The sequence below is a fragment of the Aeribacillus sp. FSL K6-2833 genome (assembly GCF_037965815.1).
Lineage (GTDB): Bacteria > Bacillota > Bacilli > Bacillales > Aeribacillaceae > Aeribacillus > Aeribacillus composti.
Window position 1 is genome coordinate 3,310,822 of the sequence record NZ_CP150189.1, and the last position, 18,856, is coordinate 3,329,677.

At 39.6% G+C, this 18,856-nt stretch carries 15 protein-coding genes and 1 riboswitch; of the genes, 4 read left to right on the plus strand and 11 right to left on the minus strand.

Going from position 1 to position 18,856, the window contains the following annotated elements; translation table 11 throughout:
• Window positions 1-128: 128 nt before the first annotated feature.
• From NSQ94_RS16045 to NSQ94_RS16085, 9 genes are all read right to left on the minus strand, one after another.
• Window positions 129-1,820, minus strand: coding sequence for a methyl-accepting chemotaxis protein (locus tag NSQ94_RS16045; RefSeq protein ID WP_339198801.1), 1,692 nt, complete (start codon window positions 1,818-1,820; stop codon window positions 129-131).
• A gap of 34 nt (window positions 1,821-1,854) precedes the next feature.
• Entirely contained in the window at window positions 1,855-2,649 is a 795-nt protein-coding gene (locus NSQ94_RS16050) for an ABC transporter ATP-binding protein (protein ID WP_186439255.1), read from the minus strand.
• The gene (locus NSQ94_RS16055) at window positions 2,650-3,468 is read right to left on the minus strand and encodes an ABC transporter permease (protein WP_130156694.1); all 819 of its coding nucleotides are present in this window, start codon (window positions 3,466-3,468) and stop codon (window positions 2,650-2,652) included.
• A gap of 13 nt (window positions 3,469-3,481) precedes the next feature.
• Window positions 3,482-4,507, minus strand: coding sequence for an ABC transporter substrate-binding protein (locus NSQ94_RS16060; RefSeq protein WP_339229664.1), 1,026 nt, complete (start codon window positions 4,505-4,507; stop codon window positions 3,482-3,484).
• Between the two features lie 140 nt (window positions 4,508-4,647).
• A riboswitch (guanidine-I (ykkC/yxkD leader) is annotated at window positions 4,648-4,778 on the minus strand.
• Between the two features lie 351 nt (window positions 4,779-5,129).
• Window positions 5,130-7,067 carry a beta-glucoside-specific PTS transporter subunit IIABC gene (locus tag NSQ94_RS16065; RefSeq protein WP_339229666.1) on the minus strand — a complete coding sequence of 646 codons (1,938 nt, stop codon included), beginning with the start codon at window positions 7,065-7,067 and terminating at the stop codon, window positions 5,130-5,132.
• A gap of 175 nt (window positions 7,068-7,242) precedes the next feature.
• Window positions 7,243-8,655 (minus strand): glycoside hydrolase family 1 protein, encoded by a 1,413-nt coding sequence (locus NSQ94_RS16070; protein ID WP_063389268.1) that lies wholly within the window; start codon window positions 8,653-8,655, stop codon window positions 7,243-7,245.
• Between the two features lie 56 nt (window positions 8,656-8,711).
• Window positions 8,712-10,175 carry a 6-phospho-beta-glucosidase gene (gene ascB / locus NSQ94_RS16075; RefSeq protein WP_063389269.1) on the minus strand — a complete coding sequence of 488 codons (1,464 nt, stop codon included), beginning with the start codon at window positions 10,173-10,175 and terminating at the stop codon, window positions 8,712-8,714.
• A 256-nt stretch (window positions 10,176-10,431) separates the two neighbouring features.
• The gene (locus NSQ94_RS16080) at window positions 10,432-11,262 is read right to left on the minus strand and encodes a PRD domain-containing protein (protein WP_063389270.1); all 831 of its coding nucleotides are present in this window, start codon (window positions 11,260-11,262) and stop codon (window positions 10,432-10,434) included.
• A gap of 309 nt (window positions 11,263-11,571) precedes the next feature.
• Window positions 11,572-12,564, minus strand: a complete 993-nt coding sequence (locus tag NSQ94_RS16085) for a Gfo/Idh/MocA family oxidoreductase (RefSeq protein ID WP_339229668.1) — start codon at window positions 12,562-12,564, stop codon at window positions 11,572-11,574.
• A gap of 604 nt (window positions 12,565-13,168) precedes the next feature.
• Between NSQ94_RS16085 and NSQ94_RS16090 the strand changes: the two genes are divergently transcribed.
• From NSQ94_RS16090 to NSQ94_RS16105, 4 genes are all read left to right on the plus strand, one after another.
• Window positions 13,169-14,347, plus strand: coding sequence for an MFS transporter (locus NSQ94_RS16090; RefSeq protein ID WP_339229670.1), 1,179 nt, complete (start codon window positions 13,169-13,171; stop codon window positions 14,345-14,347).
• A gap of 412 nt (window positions 14,348-14,759) precedes the next feature.
• A complete protein-coding gene (locus NSQ94_RS16095) occupies window positions 14,760-15,002 on the plus strand; it encodes a hypothetical protein (protein ID WP_339229672.1) in 243 nt (80 codons plus the stop codon).
• A gap of 177 nt (window positions 15,003-15,179) precedes the next feature.
• On the plus strand, window positions 15,180-15,317 hold the full coding sequence (locus NSQ94_RS16100; RefSeq protein ID WP_339230760.1) for a DUF2268 domain-containing putative Zn-dependent protease: 138 nt from the start codon (window positions 15,180-15,182) through the stop codon (window positions 15,315-15,317).
• A gap of 2 nt (window positions 15,318-15,319) precedes the next feature.
• A complete protein-coding gene (locus tag NSQ94_RS16105) occupies window positions 15,320-15,586 on the plus strand; it encodes a DUF2268 domain-containing putative Zn-dependent protease (RefSeq protein ID WP_339230762.1) in 267 nt (88 codons plus the stop codon).
• A gap of 420 nt (window positions 15,587-16,006) precedes the next feature.
• Here the strand turns inward: NSQ94_RS16105 and NSQ94_RS16110 are convergent, their stop codons facing one another.
• Window positions 16,007-17,446: an NAD-dependent succinate-semialdehyde dehydrogenase gene (locus tag NSQ94_RS16110; RefSeq protein WP_066246827.1), complete on the minus strand. Its 1,440-nt coding sequence runs from the start codon at window positions 17,444-17,446 to the stop codon at window positions 16,007-16,009.
• The gene (locus tag NSQ94_RS16115; RefSeq protein ID WP_063389297.1) at window positions 17,443-18,843 is read right to left on the minus strand and encodes a hypothetical protein; all 1,401 of its coding nucleotides are present in this window, start codon (window positions 18,841-18,843) and stop codon (window positions 17,443-17,445) included. The genes NSQ94_RS16110 and NSQ94_RS16115 overlap by 4 nt, the downstream gene beginning before the upstream one ends.
• Window positions 18,844-18,856: the final 13 nt, after the last annotated feature.

Consider the following 18,856-nt stretch of genomic DNA (forward strand, 5'->3'; position numbering starts at 1 on the left):
CGATCAGGAACCTTTATGAAATTTTTATTTAAGATTAATATAGAAAGGAGTGCAGCATTGTTCAATGATTTTGTTAGATAATATAACATGAAACTTACAATGAATGCTGGAAATAGATAAAAACAATGTTAAACATTAAATTCCCCGATCATGTTTCTCAGTTTTTTTGCTACATTTGAGAGATTTTCTGCCGTTGCTGTAAATTCTTCAATTGCAGCCAGTTGTTCTTCCGTTGAGGCTGCCACATTTTGTGAATGAGCTGATGATTTTTTGGCGATGTCAGCCAATTGTCCGATAGAAACAGCAACTTGATCAGCTCCTGTTGACATTTGCTGGACAGATGAGGAAACCTCTTGTATTTGACATGTTACTTTCTCAACTGATGTTAAAATTTTATGGAAAGCGCGCCCAGCATCATCAACAACCCTTTTACCCTCTTTTAGATCGCTCCTTCCTTTATCGATATTCTCCACGGCGGCAGCAGCAATGGAGAGGACATGCTGTATCATTTCATTTATTTGAATCGCAGATTGTTTTGACTCTTCCGCCAAGTTTCGAACTTCCGTTGCTACAACAGCAAAACCCTTGCCTTGTTCCCCTGCACGCGCCGCCTCAATTGCAGCATTTAGAGCCAATAAATTCGTCTGCTCCGCTATATTTGCCATGACATCTGATATTTTTTTTATCTCGTCGGTAAGCTTGCCAAGTTCCTCAATCTTAATAAACGCTTCATCAACGGATTTTTGTAAAAATTCCATCTGCTTGACTGCTTTGACAATTGATTTGTTTCCTTCTTCTGCGATTTTCGATGTGGTCAAGGCCGATTCTGCTGCGAAAGAAGATGACGATGCAATTTTTTGAATTTCATTGGCAATATTATTCACCGCATGTGAGCTTTCATCCGCCATGTCCCCTTGATCACCGGCTCCGGAAGCAATGTCTTGAACTGCCATCGTGATCTGTTCTGTACTTTCCGCAAAGTTTTTAGTACCTTCAGAAAGCTCGAGTGCTGAAGCGGAAACTTCATCTGTCGTTTCCTTTATTTTTAGCATCATTTTTTGCAGGTTCTCCAGCATTCTATTAAATGCCGTGGCCAGCTTTCCAATTTCATCTTTATTCGTGATATGGATTCTAGCTGTTAAATCTCCTTTATTTCGCGCCAATTCCTCTAATTTATTTGCAATTTTCCACAATGGCCGGGTGGTTCTTTTAGAAATAAATATTGCAATTAAAATTCCTGCAAACAGTGCTGTGATAAATGCCGCTGCACCCGCCATGATTTTTTTTCTTATTAATTTTTCATCTTCCGCAATTTTCTTGGTTATCCGTTCTGTCTCAATTTGTTTGAATTCTTCCAGTTTGGAACTAAAAATAGCGCGAATATCCGCATATTCACCATGAAAAATAGCAAGCGTTTTTTGGCGGTCTTCCCCGGCCAATTCCATCATCTGCGTTTCTAATTCAACTAATTTTTGATTATTTATATTTAGATCGTGGAAAATTTTTTTCGTCCTGGAATCATCCAGCATCGGAGTCACTTCTTTAATATGTTGATCAATTTGCTTTGCAAACTGATTGTACTTTTCCCTTTCGGCCGTATTATCCGGTTCGATAATCACCCCTCTGACCGCATCTGTTAACGCAAGGTCTTCAAATTGAATCTGGTGGGCAAGCTGCAATTTTTTCATATCGGTATTTGCTAAATTAAAATAGGATTTGGAAACGTCCTGCAAAGTAGAGTAAACAATAAGAAAGGCGAGCAGGACAATTAGCAAAACGGTTCCAAAGCTAAGGAGCAGTTTGTTTCGTATCTTCATCATCAACAGCCCTTCCGATCCTTCTGTATTTTTTTTACTAATGCTTTAATAAAGAAATGATATGTTTTTTTACGTTCATAAATTTCTCTACATCCACAAGCTCCCCATCTTGAAATAATTGCAAATCCGCATCAATCTCTTCGAGAATTCTCCCCGGTCTTGCTTCCATGACATATATTCGCTGGGATAAGAATAAGGCTTCATCGATGTCGTGCGTTATAAACACAATGGTTGTTTTTTCCTTCTTCCAAATATCCAACAATAATTGCTGCATGGATTGCTTTGTTTGTGCATCAAGCGCTCCAAAAGGTTCATCCATTAATAACACTTCCGGATTATTGGCCAACGATCTTGCAATAGCCACACGTTGTTTCATGCCGCCGGACAATTCTTTGCCGTAGGAATCCGCAAATCTTTCCAGTCCTACCAGCTCTAAATATCGATCGGAAATTTCTTTACGCTCTTTTTGTTTCATTCCTTTTAGCTTGAGGCCAAACTCTATGTTTTCTCTTACTGTCAACCAAGGAAACAACGTATAAGACTGAAAGACCATACCTCGTTTCGCACTTGGTCCTTTCACTTCTTCACCGGATACTTGCACACTGCCTGATGTCGGCTCCTCCAAACCTGCCAAAATTCTCAAAATGGTCGACTTACCGCATCCCGACGGTCCAAGAATGGAAACAAATTCTTCATTTTTTACGTACAAAGAAACATTCTCCAGCGCTTGAAAGGAGCCATTATTCGTTTTATACACTTTCGACAAATTTTGAATGTTTATTTCAATCTTCTCTTGACGAAGATTTTTTTCAGCTTTGATAGCATTCAACATTTAATTTCCTCCTTCCGCCCATGGAAATAATTTTTTATTAATGTAGGCAAAGCATCTGTCAATAATAAGTCCCAACAGCCCGATAACAATGATTCCGACAAAGATGGACTCGGTATCCATGAAACGCTGCGCTTTCATAATCGAATATCCAAGACCGTTGTTTGCCGCCACCAGCTCTGCTACAACTAAATACGTCCAAGCCCATCCCATAATCAGCCGCATAGTTGTCATTAATTTCGGAAGCATTGCAGGGATGATAACCTTTGAGATGACTTGCCAGCGGTTTGCTCCAAGAGTATAGGAGGCATAAAGTAGGTCTTTATGAATCCGGTTTGTGTCATCTGCCACCATTAAAACGAGCTGAAAAAAGCTTCCGATAAAAATCACTAAAATTTTTGCTGTTTCCCCAATTCCTGCCCAAACCATAATAAGTGGAATAAAAGCGGCTGCCGGCATATACCTGATAAACTCAGAGACGGGCAAAATAACCGATTCTGCAAGCTTAAAAGTGCCAGCCAATATTCCGAGCGGAATCCCTAACAGACATGCCAGTAAAAACCCCATAAAAACTCTGTAGACGCTAATCCCGATTTCTCCCCAATACTCCGGACTTGAAAGGGCAGCAAAGAAAGAGCCCACAACAGCTGCGGGAGTCGGAAGAAATACTTCATCCACAAGTTTTAAATTGCTCAGCAAAATCCAAATGAGCAATAACAAGATAAAAGCAGTTGATACCCCAGTAAAATACCATTTTTTCGGAATATCCTCGCGTATTTTGAATAATGTCCATTGATGCCTTTTTCCTTTTTGAAGCTCCATCCATTAATCCTCCTTACTTTGCCAGTTCAATTTCCGCTTTTATAAATGAGGTGTCAACGAAGCTGCTAAAATCAGGAATGTCTTTAATAAACCCTAACTCTTTTAAAAATTCAGCATTTTTTTCAGCTGTGTAATAAAAAGATTGATAGTTATCTCCCTCTTTAAAAGCGTTCAAGCTTTCTTCAGGAGAAAACAGCTTGAATCCTTTCATCCCTACATCCAGCTCTTCTTTTGAAATTCCCGCCTCGTCCGCTATTAGTTGAATCGATTGATCGTAATTTTGCGAAAGATAGTCAACCGCATCAAACCATGCTGCTACGATTTTTTGCACGTCCTCTTTTCTCTCTTTCGCAACATCTCCTCTTACAACAAATAAGTCGGAAATCAAGCCCGGAAAATCAGCGGATGTCACCAACTTATGTCCTTTTCCCTTATTCACTGCCATGCTTAAAAAAGGCTCCCACAAACCGGCTGCATCCAATTTTCCAGCTATAAATGAATTTCCCGCATCTTGAACAGATAAGTTTGTAAATTTCACATCGGACTCCTTTAATCCCGCTTCATGCAATGCCGTGAGCAGAAAAAAGTGTTCAATCGTTCCTATTTCCGTACCGACTTTCTTCCCTTTTAAGTCTTTAACCGAGCGAATATCATTTGAAGCAACAAGCCCATCGCCGCCAAGTGAATTATCTGTAATAAATACCGCTTTTAAATCAATTCCTTTTTCTAAAGGGGAGATCGAATCAAGCAAAGCTTGGCTGTTTCCATCAATTTCTCCCGTATTTAATGCAGAAAGGGAATCAGCATATACTGGAAACCAAACCAATTCGACATCCACTCCATGTTTTTCGAAAAAACCCTTTTTTTCTACGAGATGCCATAAATACCAGCTCGGCAAGGCGCTGAAACCAATCTTAATCGGTTCTTTTTTGCTGCTATTGCCGCCAGAAGTTTCATTTGCAGATTTACTTTCGCAAGCAGCCAACAACAAGCAAAAAATGATAGAAAGAACAAGTAGTGGAAGCTTCTTTTTCTTCATGTCTTTCACCTCGGCTTTATATTTTTCATCTCTTTTTGAATTTAGGTATTTCAAAATAGTACTTAAAGAAATTCTGTTATATCCCCCTCCCCAGATTTTTAAATTTTCAGCTTTAAAAAAATAAAAGCCAGAGAGAATAGATCTCCCAGGCTTTTATCCTTCCGTGTATATAGAAGTTGCAATCAAACGCAGCTTCTATACGCTCTCTCTCGGACCAGACTTACCGGCGGTGATACAGCCTGCCAGCAACGGAACCCTAGACAGCTTTGATTTCCCACTTATTTCGGGGAACGATATTCACTTTTCATCATTCCAAGATACGCTGGCAAATGTCAGCTTTTCACCTTCTTTTTCCGGTTGACAGAGAATGAGAGATCACTACAAACTCTTTAGGGGGATTTTTTTATTTATTAAGAATTATAGTTTATATGACTATATCTGCAATAAATATGTAATATTTTCTAACATAATTTCTCGAAATATTCGCATATTACGGAAACTATTTTTACATAAAAGAATTATATTTTTTCAAAAAAACAGCATGAAAAGCTGCAAAACGTTCAAAATCTTCTTAAAAAAAGCATCTGCCCTTAATCAGCAGATGCTTTTTTCTTGTGCAAAATCATTCCGAGTCATTTATAAGCGTCAATAAAGGTTCGCCAATTTTGATTTGTTTTTCTTTCGTTTCATTTATTTCTTTGTAGTGACTAGTGTTGGTTATAACAACCGGTGTCGCCAAATCAAAGCCCGCCGACTGAATTCCATTTATGTCAAATTCAATGAGCAGCTGTCCTTTCTCTACACGGGCGCCTTGAGTTGTATGAGCAGTGAAAAATTTCCCTTCCAATTGAACGGTATTCATGCCAATATGAATCAAAATTTCCGCACCTTGATCAGATGTTATTCCAATTGCATGTTTCGTAGGAAAAAGAGTCGTTACTGTGCCGGATACAGGCGCTACTAATTTTCCTTCCGAAGGCTCAATGGCTACGCCCGCGCCGAGGGCCCCGGATGAAAATGCTGCATCCTTGATGTCTGATAACGGCTTTACTTCGCCGTTAAACGGGCTGAAAATAATTTCTTTTTTACCTAATAATTCTTCTTCCGCGTCAGCCTCAGCTGTTGCTTGTTGGGATTGCCGCTCTGCTTCTGCTGCCGATTTTTGACTGAATCCAAAAAGGAAAGTGAGGATAAAACCAAGGATAAAGGCAACGGTAATGGCAATTAAAGTGCCCCACAAACCAAACGTAATGCCTTCAGTCGGACTGATAAAGGATGGAATACCAAAAATTCCGAGACCTCCCAGCATATACATTTTTGAATCAAATACTCCTATGAGTCCTCCGCCAATTGCCGCAGCAATACAGCTGATAATAAACGGTTTTTTGAGCGGAAGCGTAACACCATAAATCGCCGGTTCTGTAACCCCGAAAACTCCGGAAATAAATGCAGGAACACTAAGCGTTTTCAATTTTTGCTGTTTCGTTTTCACCATTACGGCAAGTACAGCACCTATTTGTGCAAAAGAAGGAGCAAATGCCATCGCTAAAATAGGATCCGCTCCCATTGTGCTCATATTGTTGATGGCAATCGATACAAGCCCCCAATGAAGACCGAAAATCACAAATACTTGCCAGAACCCGCCAAGAAGCAGCCCTGCGATAATTGGCGATAAATCATTGATGGCAACTGTTAGTTGACCTAGAAGCTTTCCTGCCCAAGTTGCAATTGGCCCAATCAATAAAAATGTTAAAGGAACTATGATAATCAGTGTAAAAAAAGGAACTAAAAATGTTTTCACGACATCAGGAATAACTTTCTTAAACCAATTTTCCACCTTCGCACTAAAATAAGCAGCCAAAATAATCGGAATAACGGAAGATGAATACGTCATTAAAATGACCGGAATGCCAAGAAATGTAATATAAATAGGCGACTCAAACATCGTGCCTGAAAACAAAGTGTAAAGCGCTTTTCCGCTAGTAAGATTAGATAGTGCCGGATAAACCAATGACGCCCCGATCGCCATACCGATGAATGTGTTGCCGCCGAATTTTTTGCTGGCCGTATAACCAAGAAAGATCGGGAAGAAGTAAAATAACGAATCGCCAATTGCATATAAAATTTGATAAGTTCCTGATTTATCTGTTATCCAGCCTAGTGATGCGAAAAGAGCGGCAAAACCTTTAATCATTCCTGTTGCAGCTAGAACGCCGAGAGTTGGTGCAAAAATTCCCGAAATAATGTCAATAAAGTTGTTGAATAAATTTTTATCCTTTTTTCCCGCTTCCGTATCGACAGGCTTTGCAGCTTCAAACCCGCCAATAGCAACGACCGCCTTATATACATCAGGCACATGATTGCCGATGACAACTTGATATTGTCCGCCGCTTTTCATAACGGTGACGACTCCGTCCATGTTTTTTAACACTTCTGTGTTCGCTTTCCCTTCGTCCTTTAATTGAAAGCGCAATCTTGTAATACAGTGAACAACACTTATAACGTTTTCTTTACCGCCGACATTTTCGATAATGTCTTTAGCCAATTGCTCATATTTCATGATTGACCCTCCCAAAAATATATTTGATATATAAAAAACCTGAACCAATTTGAACGCGCACGAATAAACGCACTGTATTGTTCAAATCAGTTCAGGTTATGCCCGGATGGTAACATTCCTTCCTGATTTTTGACAGCTTCCCGAAAAAATTATGCAATTGTCGAATTTACTCTTTCTAATCTAAATTGGCTCCATTCGATGAGATGACTTGCTTATACCAATAAAAGCTTTGTTTTCGAATTCGGCGCAAATCTTTTAAATCAAACTCATCACGGTTAACGTAAATAAAACCGTAGCGTTTGCTTATACCTTGATGCGTGCTGACGAGATCAATAGCTGACCAAGGACAAAAACCGAACACTTCAACACCGTCACTAATCGCTAATTGCATTTGTTCGATATGGTTTCTTAAAAATTCAATTCGGTATGTGTCGTTTATAACATCGCCTTCTTCCAATTGATCGATGGCGCCTAATCCATTTTCAGTGACAATCAATGGCAAATGATAGCGGTCATATATTTCTCTTAATGTTGTCCGAAACCCGACTGGATCAATTTCCCAGCCAAATTCATTTTTCTTTAAATGCGGATTGGAGGCTCCTTTATAAACTCCCGGTTCCCCAACCGTAATATGCTGATCTCCTGTTTGGTTCACATCTTCTTCATTTCCTTCGCTTGCTGCTACTGTTTGCGAAGTATAATAGTTAAAAGCAATAAAATCCGGCTTGGCATTTTGTAAAATTTCCATATCGCCTTCAAGAATTGTTGGAGTATATCCCTTTTCCTCCAAGTAAGCCCAGGCAATATTGTTATAGCGTCCATATACAGCCATATCCAAATACAGCCAATTGCGGATGGCTGCGTAATTATTGGCAGCTAAAACATCTTCAGGTTTTGAGCTTGCCGGATAAATCGTCACAATATTCGGCGCCGGTCCGATTTTTGCATCCGGCAGCATTTGATGGCATAACGCCATTGCCTTCGCCTGAGCGACAAACATATGATGATTTTGTTGATACAATTCTTTTTTTGGATTTTTTAAGTTCGGATCAACGGTCCCGATCGCTTCGCCATGAAGGATCATCATATTTTGTTCATTAATCGTCAGCCAATATTTTACCCGATCGCCAAAATGCTCGAATAATGTTTTGCAATAATTTTCATATGCATCAATCGTTGCACGATTGGACCAGCCGCCTTTTTCCTGTAATGCATAAGGCAAATCAAAATGATAAATCGTCACAATCGGTTCAATTCCATGCTTTCTGATTTCATTGATAAGTTGATCGTAGAACTCTATCCCTTTTCGATTTACCTCTCCGTCGCCATTAGGATAAATGCGTGTCCAGGCAATGGAAAAACGATATGCTTTAAAGCCCATTTCAGCAAACAGAGCAATATCCTCTTTATAACGGTGGTAATGATCGCTGGCTACTTTAAAATCAGTCGTGCCTTCGGGGTATTTGGCCATATCGATAACGGAAGGTCCCTTTCCGTCTTCATTCCATGCACCTTCCACTTGATAGGCTGATGTGGAACCTCCCCACAAAAAATCGTTTGGAAAAGGCTTGCGCCGCTCGTGTTTCATGCTTACTACCTCCCATTTCATTTTCAAACAGAGTGATTTCGAAATCGCAATCGTTTTTACAATTCTTCTCCATTCGTTTCGATTACTTTTTTATACCAATAGAAGCTGTCCTTCCGGAGGCGTTTCAATGTTCCGTTGCCGAAATCATCTTGATCGACATAAATAAAACCATACCGTTTGCTCATTTCTGAGGTAGATGCGCTTACTAAGTCAATAGGCCCCCAAGTTGTATACCCCATTAATTCAACACCGTCGCCAATCGCTTCTTTCATTTGCTCAATATGTTTGCGCAAATAGTCGATTCGGTAATCGTCATGGATGCTGCCGTCTTCCTCAACCTTGTCGTAGGCCCCTAATCCGTTTTCCACTATAAATAAAGGAACTTGATAGCGGTCATACAATTTATTTAACGTAATCCGCAAGCCGACCGGATCAATTTGCCAACCCCAATCAGATGATTCAAGATAAGGGTTTTTCACACCGCCGATTAAATTGCCTGAAACTTCTTCAGCATCATCCTTCGTGCTGGCTACAAGTGTCATATAGTAGCTGAACGAAAGGAAATCCACTGTATATTGTTTTAAAATGGCATCATCGCCTGGAAGTTTTTCAATGTGAATATTATTTTCTGCAAAATAGCGTTTCATATAACTTGGGTATGCGCCGCGAACTTGAACATCTGTGAAAAATAAGTTCAGCTGATCTTCTTTTAATGCTTTAAGTACATCGTCCGGGTTGCATGTTTCCGGATATACTTCCAATCTAGCCAGCATACAGCCGATTTTTGCATCCGGAATGATTTCGTGGCATGCTTTAACAGCTAGTGCACTTGCTACAAATTGGTGGTGTACCCCTTGGAAGGCAGCTTGTTTTACATTTTCAACCCGATCGGTTAAAATGCCGCCGCCGGTGTACGGACTGAAAGTAATCATATTGATTTCATTAAATGTCAGCCAATATTTCACCTTGTTTTTATACCGTTTAAATACGGTTTCAGCGTAGTGAACAAAGAAATCTATCACCTTGCGATTCGTCCAGCCGCCGTACTTTTGCACAAGCCCGAGCGGCATTTCGTAGTGGGAAAGTGTAACAAGCGGCTCAATATTATATTTCGCCAGTTCGTCAAACACTTTGTCATAAAAGGCTAATCCTGCTTCATTTGGTTCGGTCTCATCCCCATTCGGGAAGATACGCGGCCAAGATATGGATAAACGGAATACTTTAAACCCCATTTCTGCAAATAAGGCGATGTCTTCCTTATAGCGATGATAAAAATCGATTCCGAAACGTTTCGGGAAAATTTTATCTGATGCTGCTCCGCTTAAGATTTCCTCGATTTCTGCACTTGTCACATCTAATGAATGTCCGTTTTTACCACGTTTTTCTTTTGGTACATAAGCCACCATATCGGCAGTAGAAAGACCTTTTCCATCTGCATCAAAAGCACCTTCTAATTGGTTGGCAGCAGTTGCGCCGCCCCAGAGAAAGTTTTCCGGGAATTTCGCTTCGAAATGGCCCATTGTTCATTCACCCTCTCGTTATTATTAAAACAATTTCCAACTTTATCTTGTCGCAAAGCGCTTATACGATCAAGAAAATAAAAAAACCTAAATTGCCCGCCATAAAAATGACGAAACAATTTAGGTTTTGCCTGCATGACCAGTAACAATCCTAAATGAAATGGTTTCTATTCGATTGTTATTTACAAATTAGCATACGCTTTCATTTCCTGTCAACAGTTCATTTAAAAATTTTTACGAGAAGCTGAGATTTTGTTTAATTACGATTCACGACTCGATCAATATGAATTGTCAAATATAGTTTTTCTTCCGAAGTTATTTCATGGCCATGCACCTTTTGAATATAATCTTTTATTTTTTTCGTGCAGGCATAAGCTTCCGGATGCTTATTTTTTACGATTTCATACAATTCATCATCGTCGCTCTTCAGCAGCATGTTGTTTATGAGCCGTTGCGCGAAAAATTTCAAGTGGGTAAGGAAACGGAAATAATTTAATGAATCCTCGTCAAGCTCAATTTTAAAATGGTATTTTACAATATTCAGTATATCTTGAATAATCTTTGTCATATTGGCGACATCCGTCATTTCTTCATTCAGCTCAGCATTGACGAAATGCATCGCAATGAAACCGGCTTCATCTTCAGGCAGTTCAATCGCCAATTTGTCTTTAATCATTTTCAGTGCTTCCAAAGCGATTTGAAATTCATCTTTATATATCCGCTTGATTTCCCAAAGTAATGGATTCACAATCTTTATCCCTTGTTTTTGCCGTTCTATGGCGAAATTAATATGGTCTGTCAGCGATATATAAATAATATCATTCAGTTTTTTGCCAAGTTTATTTTTCGCGTATTGTATCATTTCCTCCGTTACTTTTACATATTCCATCGGAACCTCGTACAATAGCGATTTAAATTTACTGGCCATATCCTGATTTTCCAATTTAAAAATCTTTTCAATTCTGTCTTCATCAACCTCATCGCCAGGTCTTTTCTTAAAGGCAATCCCTCGTCCCATGATGACCAGCTCTTGATCATCTTGTATAACGCTGATCACGTTATTATTAATAACTTTTGCGATTTTCACGCGTACCCCCTGCCTTTGGTTTGATGCTATTATACTATATATTGCAAAATGCACCCAATATATTTATGAAAGAAGTCCTTAATTAAGAGAATTTACGATTTATTAGGATTTGTCAATACAAAAATTCGATTGCTAAAGCAGATTTTCGTTTTTTTAATAGTAAGAGAGTTTCAAAAAACTCCCCGCCACCATGCGTTGGGTACAGCCCGACGATAAGGGGAGGTGAATTCACTTCTGTCCAGTACGCTTTCTATTGGTCAAAATGATAAAAAATAACGGCGAGAACACATGCCCCGCCGTTTTGTCATTTTATTTGAGCGAAATCTTTTTTCCCTGTTTGATCGATTCATAGCAAGCTTCGATTACAGTCATATTTTGGATCATATTTTCGCTTGTGTAGGAAGGATTTTTTCCATGCAGCACCGCATCTGAAAAATGCTCAACTTGAAGAGCGTATTGATCCGCTACAATGCTTTCGATTCTCTGCTCATTTTCTTTTTCAACAATGATTAAGCCTTCTCCTCCTTGGCGGTCAGGTCGATAGGCTCTTGGAACGCGAATAGAACCTTTCGTTCCGACCACTTCATAAACATTTGAAAAACTCGCGTTAAAACTGCAGTCAAAAACGGCTTTGACTCCATTGTCAAGCTCCATATATCCGACAGCCGTCGTATCAACGCGATGAACAGGATCTATTTCAGCATCTACTCTCACTTCAGCCGGTTCGGCTTGAATAATATTTCGAATCGAATGAATACAATAGCAGCCAATATCATAAATACTGCCGCCGCCCATATCAGAATTTAAACGAATATTTTGCGAGGCAGGATCCAAATAAAACGAAAAGTTGGCTCTCATTAATTTCACATCGCCAATTTCACCTGATGCGATGATGTCTCGAACTCTTTGATGCTGTGGGTGAAATTGGTACATAAACGCTTCCATAAACTTCACATTGTTTTTTTCACAAACGGCTGCCGCTTCTTTCGCTTCCTCAGCTGTCAGCGTTGCCGGCTTTTCACATAATACATGTTTTCCTGCTTCAGCTGCCTTCACAATCCATTCTTTGTGCAAATGGTTAGGCAGCGGTATGTATACAACATCGATATCTGGATCCTTTAGCAAGTCTTCATAACTTTTATAGGCTTTCGGAATATTTAATTCATCAGCCACCCCGATCACTTTATCGGATCGGCTTGCTATCGCCGCTACAACAGCATTTTTAGATCTTTGAATCGCAGGAATCAACTGCTTTTTAGCGATTTGTGCTGTGCTTATTATTCCCCAACGAGTTTTTTTCAATTTCTAAATCCCCTCCAGATCAATTTTGAAAAAACATAATCTTGTCAATTATTTTTGAAATTCTTTTGATTTTACATTAATATTTTTTGATTTTGAAAACGCTTTTTTATATTTTACCACATTTTCTCACATCGTCCATACAACTTTTCAGCAGATTCCTCCACAAGAATTCAAAACTCTGCTGCCACTGTCACGGAACATTGTCCGCCTGCTAACTTTTTATGTTTGAAGATGTTTGTTTGTACTTGCAATATTTTTGCCAACGACCAATTGGAACCATCGCATAAAATGTTTTCCCTTGGTTGTGTGAACACATAAAGGAATCGGTGCTCAAATTCCTTCAGCAGCAAATACGGCAAATCACCCGGTTGCCGAAGGAATGTAAGCTTTGACATTTGCAAGTTTTTGAAAGAGGAATGTTGCTAGATTTAAATTTTTGTTTATGATTGAATTTTTGTGTTTTTTTTCGACTAGTCGGCCCTTAAAAGTGATTTCGTACAGATTATCGTTCATTGTCATTCGCCTCTACTTCATTCGTTGCATTAGACAGTTTAGCTTATTAGATGTATAGTATATTTGGAAATAATGGAAAGAGGCGAGTCCAATGGTATACATAAAAATGAACAGTCCAGAATATGTAAAGGCCAGCATAGCTCTTTTTTTCGGCGGGTTTGTCACCTTTTCCATTTTGTATACAACACAGCCTTTACTGCCTGTTTTCTCAAAAGAATTTCATATCTCTGCCGCATCAGCCAGTTTAACCGTATCGGCTTCAACCGGAACACTGGCTTTTATGATGCTGGTAGCTGCTAGTTTGTCAGATGTTCTTGGAAAAAAGAAAATCATGATCATCTCGATGCTGCTTACTTCCATACTCTCTATGTTTATTGCTATGAGCCCAAATTTTCCTTTGCTTGTTGTATTCCGAACACTGCTTGGAATTTCTTCAGCAGGCATCCCCTCTCTCGCTATGGCGTATGTAGCAGAAGAGTTTCATCCAACTGCAATTGGCAAAGTGATGGGATTGTATATAAGCGGAACAAGCATCGGCGGAATGGCCGGCCGAATAATCACTGGCTTGTTGACAGATTTTTTTTCATGGAGGACCGCTTTATTTTCCATCGGAGCGCTAGCTCTTATTTTAAGCATCGTCTTTGCTATTATTCTACCGACACCAAAGAATAGCGAAAAAAAGCCGTTTAATATAGAAACTGTTATAAAAGCATATACTGTACACTTAAAAAATAAGCCGCTTTTATCTCTCATTTTTTTGGGCTTTTTATTTATGGGAAGCTTTGTGACATTATACAATTATATTGGCTATTTACTGAGCGAGCCTCCTTATTCATTCAGCCAATCATTGCTTGGCTTCCTTTTCATCGTCTACATTTTCGGAAGCTTCAGCTCTGTATTTTTAGGCAAAAAAGCTGATGAACACGGCCATTCAGCCACGCTAATTTTTGCTGTCGCTTTGACTATTGCCGGAGCCATTCTGACTCTTTTTCCGCCAGTATTGGTGAAAATTATCGGCATTTCACTATTTACATATGGTTTTTTCGGCTGTCATTCCATTGCCAGCGCTTGGATTGGAGAACGGGCGGATAAGAATAAAGCTCAAGCATCTTCTTTATATCTTTTATTCTATTATTTGGGATCAAGCTTAGTTGGTACATTTGGGGGCTATTTTTGGATTCATTTCCATTGGGCGGGAGTCATCTTGTTTATCGCGGCTTTATTGCTATCAAGCTTACCTTTTATTCGGTATGCTGAGAAACGTCTTTAACCGTCAGAAAGTATAATAGATTAGTGCAGAAAAAAAACGCTTAGCCCTGTCGGAAGAGCTGAGCGTTTTTTCAAGAAAAAATTTATGGTGTTCGGATTATCGTGCAAAATTCCCATAAAAATTAGAGATGGTTCAGCATGTCATAAGCAGAAAATTGCATGGAATTCCTGTAAACTGTCCACTGTTTTACACAGCTCATTTCACGTAAAACCCCTCAAAAAATGCCACTTTTCAAAATAAAAATATGGCAACCTTCATCTTTAAAAAAGCTCCCAGAAAATAATATCTTTTCCTTTACGTTGCGTAACACCTTATAGTTGCTAACGCAGAGATGTAATAAGTGACAATGAAGGGAAAAGAAGCTGGTGCAAGCAGGAGCTTTTAAATAATCAAAAATAGCAAGGTGGAAGCAATGAAAATAGTCATCGAAAATACAATCGAACAATATGATAAGTTGTTTTCTTTAGAGGAAGAAGAAAGAGAAAACTACTTTCGGTTTTCAATGATGAAACCTTTTGAAAAAATGTGGAATACGATTAATGTTCCTTTGAAGGCCAATAAACCTAATGGATACGATGTAATCATGGCTACTAACTGCTTGGATATCTCGATGTATCGAAAACTGAAATTGGAAGAGCTGCCTTGGAAAATTTAAAAGAAATTCAAGCCCTTCAAACAGCACATGATACTTTGTATCACTGTGTTGAATTTCTCCATGCCAACAATATGAACATCAATGCCAATGAAATGAAATTCGGTTTATATATAGCAGACCCGAAAAAGCTCGAATTACAAAAAAGGTTATTGTGGCTTTGGAGGAATTCCAGGGTTTATTCAAGTTTCTATTTACCCAAATTCCTATAATGTTCCAAAACTACCTGCTGTAATTGCACATGAATTTCATCATAATATTCGTTATTCATATTTTAACTGGGATCATGGGAATGTCACTGTTGGTGATTACTTATAGTTATAGAGGGATTAGCAGAATCATTTTCAAAGAAACTTTATGGAGAAAACCTTTTAGAACCTTGGATTACTTCTTTTGATAAAGAAGATTTAGAATACTCAATTGAAGTAATAAAAGATGCGTTACATGTTAAGGGCTTTTCCGGGGTAAGCAGTTATATGTTTGGTGACACCATCCGCCAAAGAACAAGGGTACCAGCCTGTTGGTTTATCCCATTTGCAGGATATGCAGTTGGTTATCAAGTAGTACAGTCCTTTATAAAAAAATAATATAAAAATAGGAGAAGCTACTTTATACTGCATAAGCAATTGTGGGTTGTTTTCCAAATAATCTGCTTGCCCTAGCAAAGCACTAGTAATCCTTTTCTTACTTAACTAAAGATTTTATCCGGAAAAATCAACAATGCTGCAAGATGAAATTGTTCGATTTCTTTCAAATCTTGCTTGATATATAAAACTTGTAACAATTGATATGTGGAACCCTTATAAACCGTCAATTGTGATAGCTAAAATTCATATTGTTAAGTCAGCAAACAAAACTTGATAGAAAATTCGGAAGGCTGTCAGTTAGAATGGATTAGCCAATGAATGGGTTTATGAAAAAGTGTTAGATCATGATTTTCTATTGTAGCTAAAAGCATGGAAGAGGGTGTTTTTACCCTCTTTCCACACTTTTTTGGATATCCAAAATTATATTAATTGAAGAGAAACGAACTTAATTTCTAGGAATTCGTCCAGCCCGTAGTGGCTTCCTTCTCTTCCAAGGCCGCTCTCTTTCATTCCGCCAAAAGGTGCTTGGGCGACAGACGGAAGGCCGTCATTGATTCCGACAATGCCGTATTCTAGATTTTCAGAAAACCAAACAGCCTTTTTGAGAGATTGGGTGTAAACATACGCAGCCAAACCAAATGGTGTACCATTTGCACGTTGGATAACTTCTTCATCATCTGAATATGTGCTGACCGGTGCCAATGGACCAAATGTTTCTTCCTGCATGCACAACATATCATCTGTTACATCAGAGATTACAACCGGCTTCATAAAATATCCTTTGTCCATATTCACGGAAGGTCCTTCATGGAGTTTCGCGCCTTTTTCGACTGCATCTTCTAATTGATGTTGAACTTTTTTGACTGCATTTTCGTCAATAAGCGGTCCAATGTCTACCTTCTCGTCAAGGCCATTCCCTACTTGCAGCGTTAAAACAGCTTCATGAAATGCTTTTAAAAACGGCTCCTTAATTGACTCATGGACATAAATCCGGTTGGCGCATACACACGTTTGACCGGCATTTCTGAATTTTGATTGCACAACGCCCTTTACAGCTTCTTGAATATTTGCATCTTCTGTTATGATAAAAGGTGCCAAGCCTCCAAGTTCAAGCGATACTTTTTTTACGGTATCCGCTGCTTTTCTCATTAACAGCTTTCCAACTGGAGTAGACCCTGTAAAAGTAACCTTCTTAACGCGTGAATCTTCCATCCAAACATCAACGACTTCAGCTGGTTTTTCAGTCGTTATAACATTGATGACACCTGCTGGAAAACCTGCTTCATGAGCACATTCTGCTAATAAAAGTGCTGTAAGCGGTGTTTGTTCAGCCGGTTTTATGACAACTGTGCATCCAGCTGCAAGGGCAGGGGCGACTTTCCGTGTGATCATCGCCGCCGGAAAGTTCCAAGGAGTTATGGCAGCAACGACTCCAACAGGTTGTTTTTGAACGATAATTCTCTTCGAATGAACAGATGCCGGAATCGTTTCGCCATAAATCCGTTTCGCTTCTTCTGCAAACCATTTCACAAAGCTGTTTGCATATTGTATTTCGCCTTTCGCCTCGGCGAGCGGTTTTCCCTGCTCGATTGTCATCGTCGATGCCAACACTTCCAGCCGATCATTTATGAGCTTATACCATTTTTCCAGCAATTCTGCTCGTTCATAGGCTGTCGTTTTTGACCAAGTTTTAAAAGCTTCGTGAGCTGCATCGACAGCCAGCTTTGCTTCCTTGGCGGTTCCGTTCGGCACATAACCAACTGTTTCAAAAGTGGCAGGGTTTTGAACGGCAAAATTGTCATCCAACTGAACAAATTCTCCGTTAAGATACAGCCCTTTTGTCAATGGTTGTTCTTTCATACTGCTTGAATCTCCTCTCTCTCTTTTTCTTCATTCGAGTGGTGCGTAAATATGCGGTCGTTTTCTCCGCGCAGAAAATCTTTCCCATACAGCAGGATGCATAAAAGGATGCCGGCAGCAAAAGCCATTGTTGCTCCTTTTATGACGAGGATTGCACCAACAATCCCCGCAATTCCAAGATCACGCTGGCTGCGGGACTGCATGACACCGATACGAACGCTTACATAACCTTGCACCAACAATGTCAAAGCTAAAGCAACTCCAAGTATCGGTTGTACTAAACTTACTATAGGCAGCAAAAATAATCCAGTATTTGTACCCCAACGGAACGATCCTGCTCCACCGAAAAACGAATGCATCGCTTCTTTTCCTTTTTTAAACCGCTCGATCACGACCACTTGCATGGCCGCCCACATCGGACCGCACATCGTAATATCAGGGCCGATCATGCTCATCAGAATGTTTCGGCCTCCAAATATTAAGTGGGCGCGGTTCGGATTGTAATCAACTTTTTCATCAGTACGTATGACATCAGATTCAGAAAGGAGAGCTTTCGTTTTCAGCACATCACCAAACACAACTAAATACGTTGCAAAAACAGCAGGTACTGCCTTCACGAAAAACGATAACGCAGGGAAGCCAAGGCCAAATACCGTATATTCCGCCCAAAGTGTGGCGAAATCTGGTTTACTGAAACCCCATTGAATGTCCGGCCATTTCGCTTCTCCAACAAGAGGCGCTACGAAAACAGCTAGCAAAATAGCAGGTAAAATCCCTAAATTCCCTAACAAAGCCCAGCCTTTGTTTTTTTGCTTTAATTTTTCGAAATGTTTAGAGAATATTAGATAAAACGCAAAGCCAATGCAAATTGTGATCGTAATCGGGAATAATTCAAACTTTCCTCCGGCTTCAAAAATCGATACGACAGCTCCAATTCCGGCACCCAGTATAATACCTGATTTAATGGCGTCAGGCACTAAACGCACCACTTTGCTGGCAAGTCCCGTTACTCCTAAAATGATGGATAAAATTCCAAGAGTCAACTGAAATGCAATGAGTGCATATATTCGGTCCTCACCTTCAGGAAATTGTTTAACAAACAAAACAATCAATGGAATCGCGGGAGTGACCCAACCTGGAATGACCGGGTCACCAAGCAGATGATGCAGTAAATATAAAAGTCCATTCAATACAACAACAGCGAGAGCCACTTCAAACGGCATCCCTAAATGATCCGCTAAAAGAGTAATAGCCCCAAGGTCTACCGCACACATGAGCAAACCCTGCACATAATCGGGCCATTCAAACCGATAATGAATAAACGGCAGCCGTATTTTAAAGGGACCTGCAGGGATATATGGCGTTTCAGCGCCGTGCGGACGATTTTTCCATTTCATGATCATGATTTTC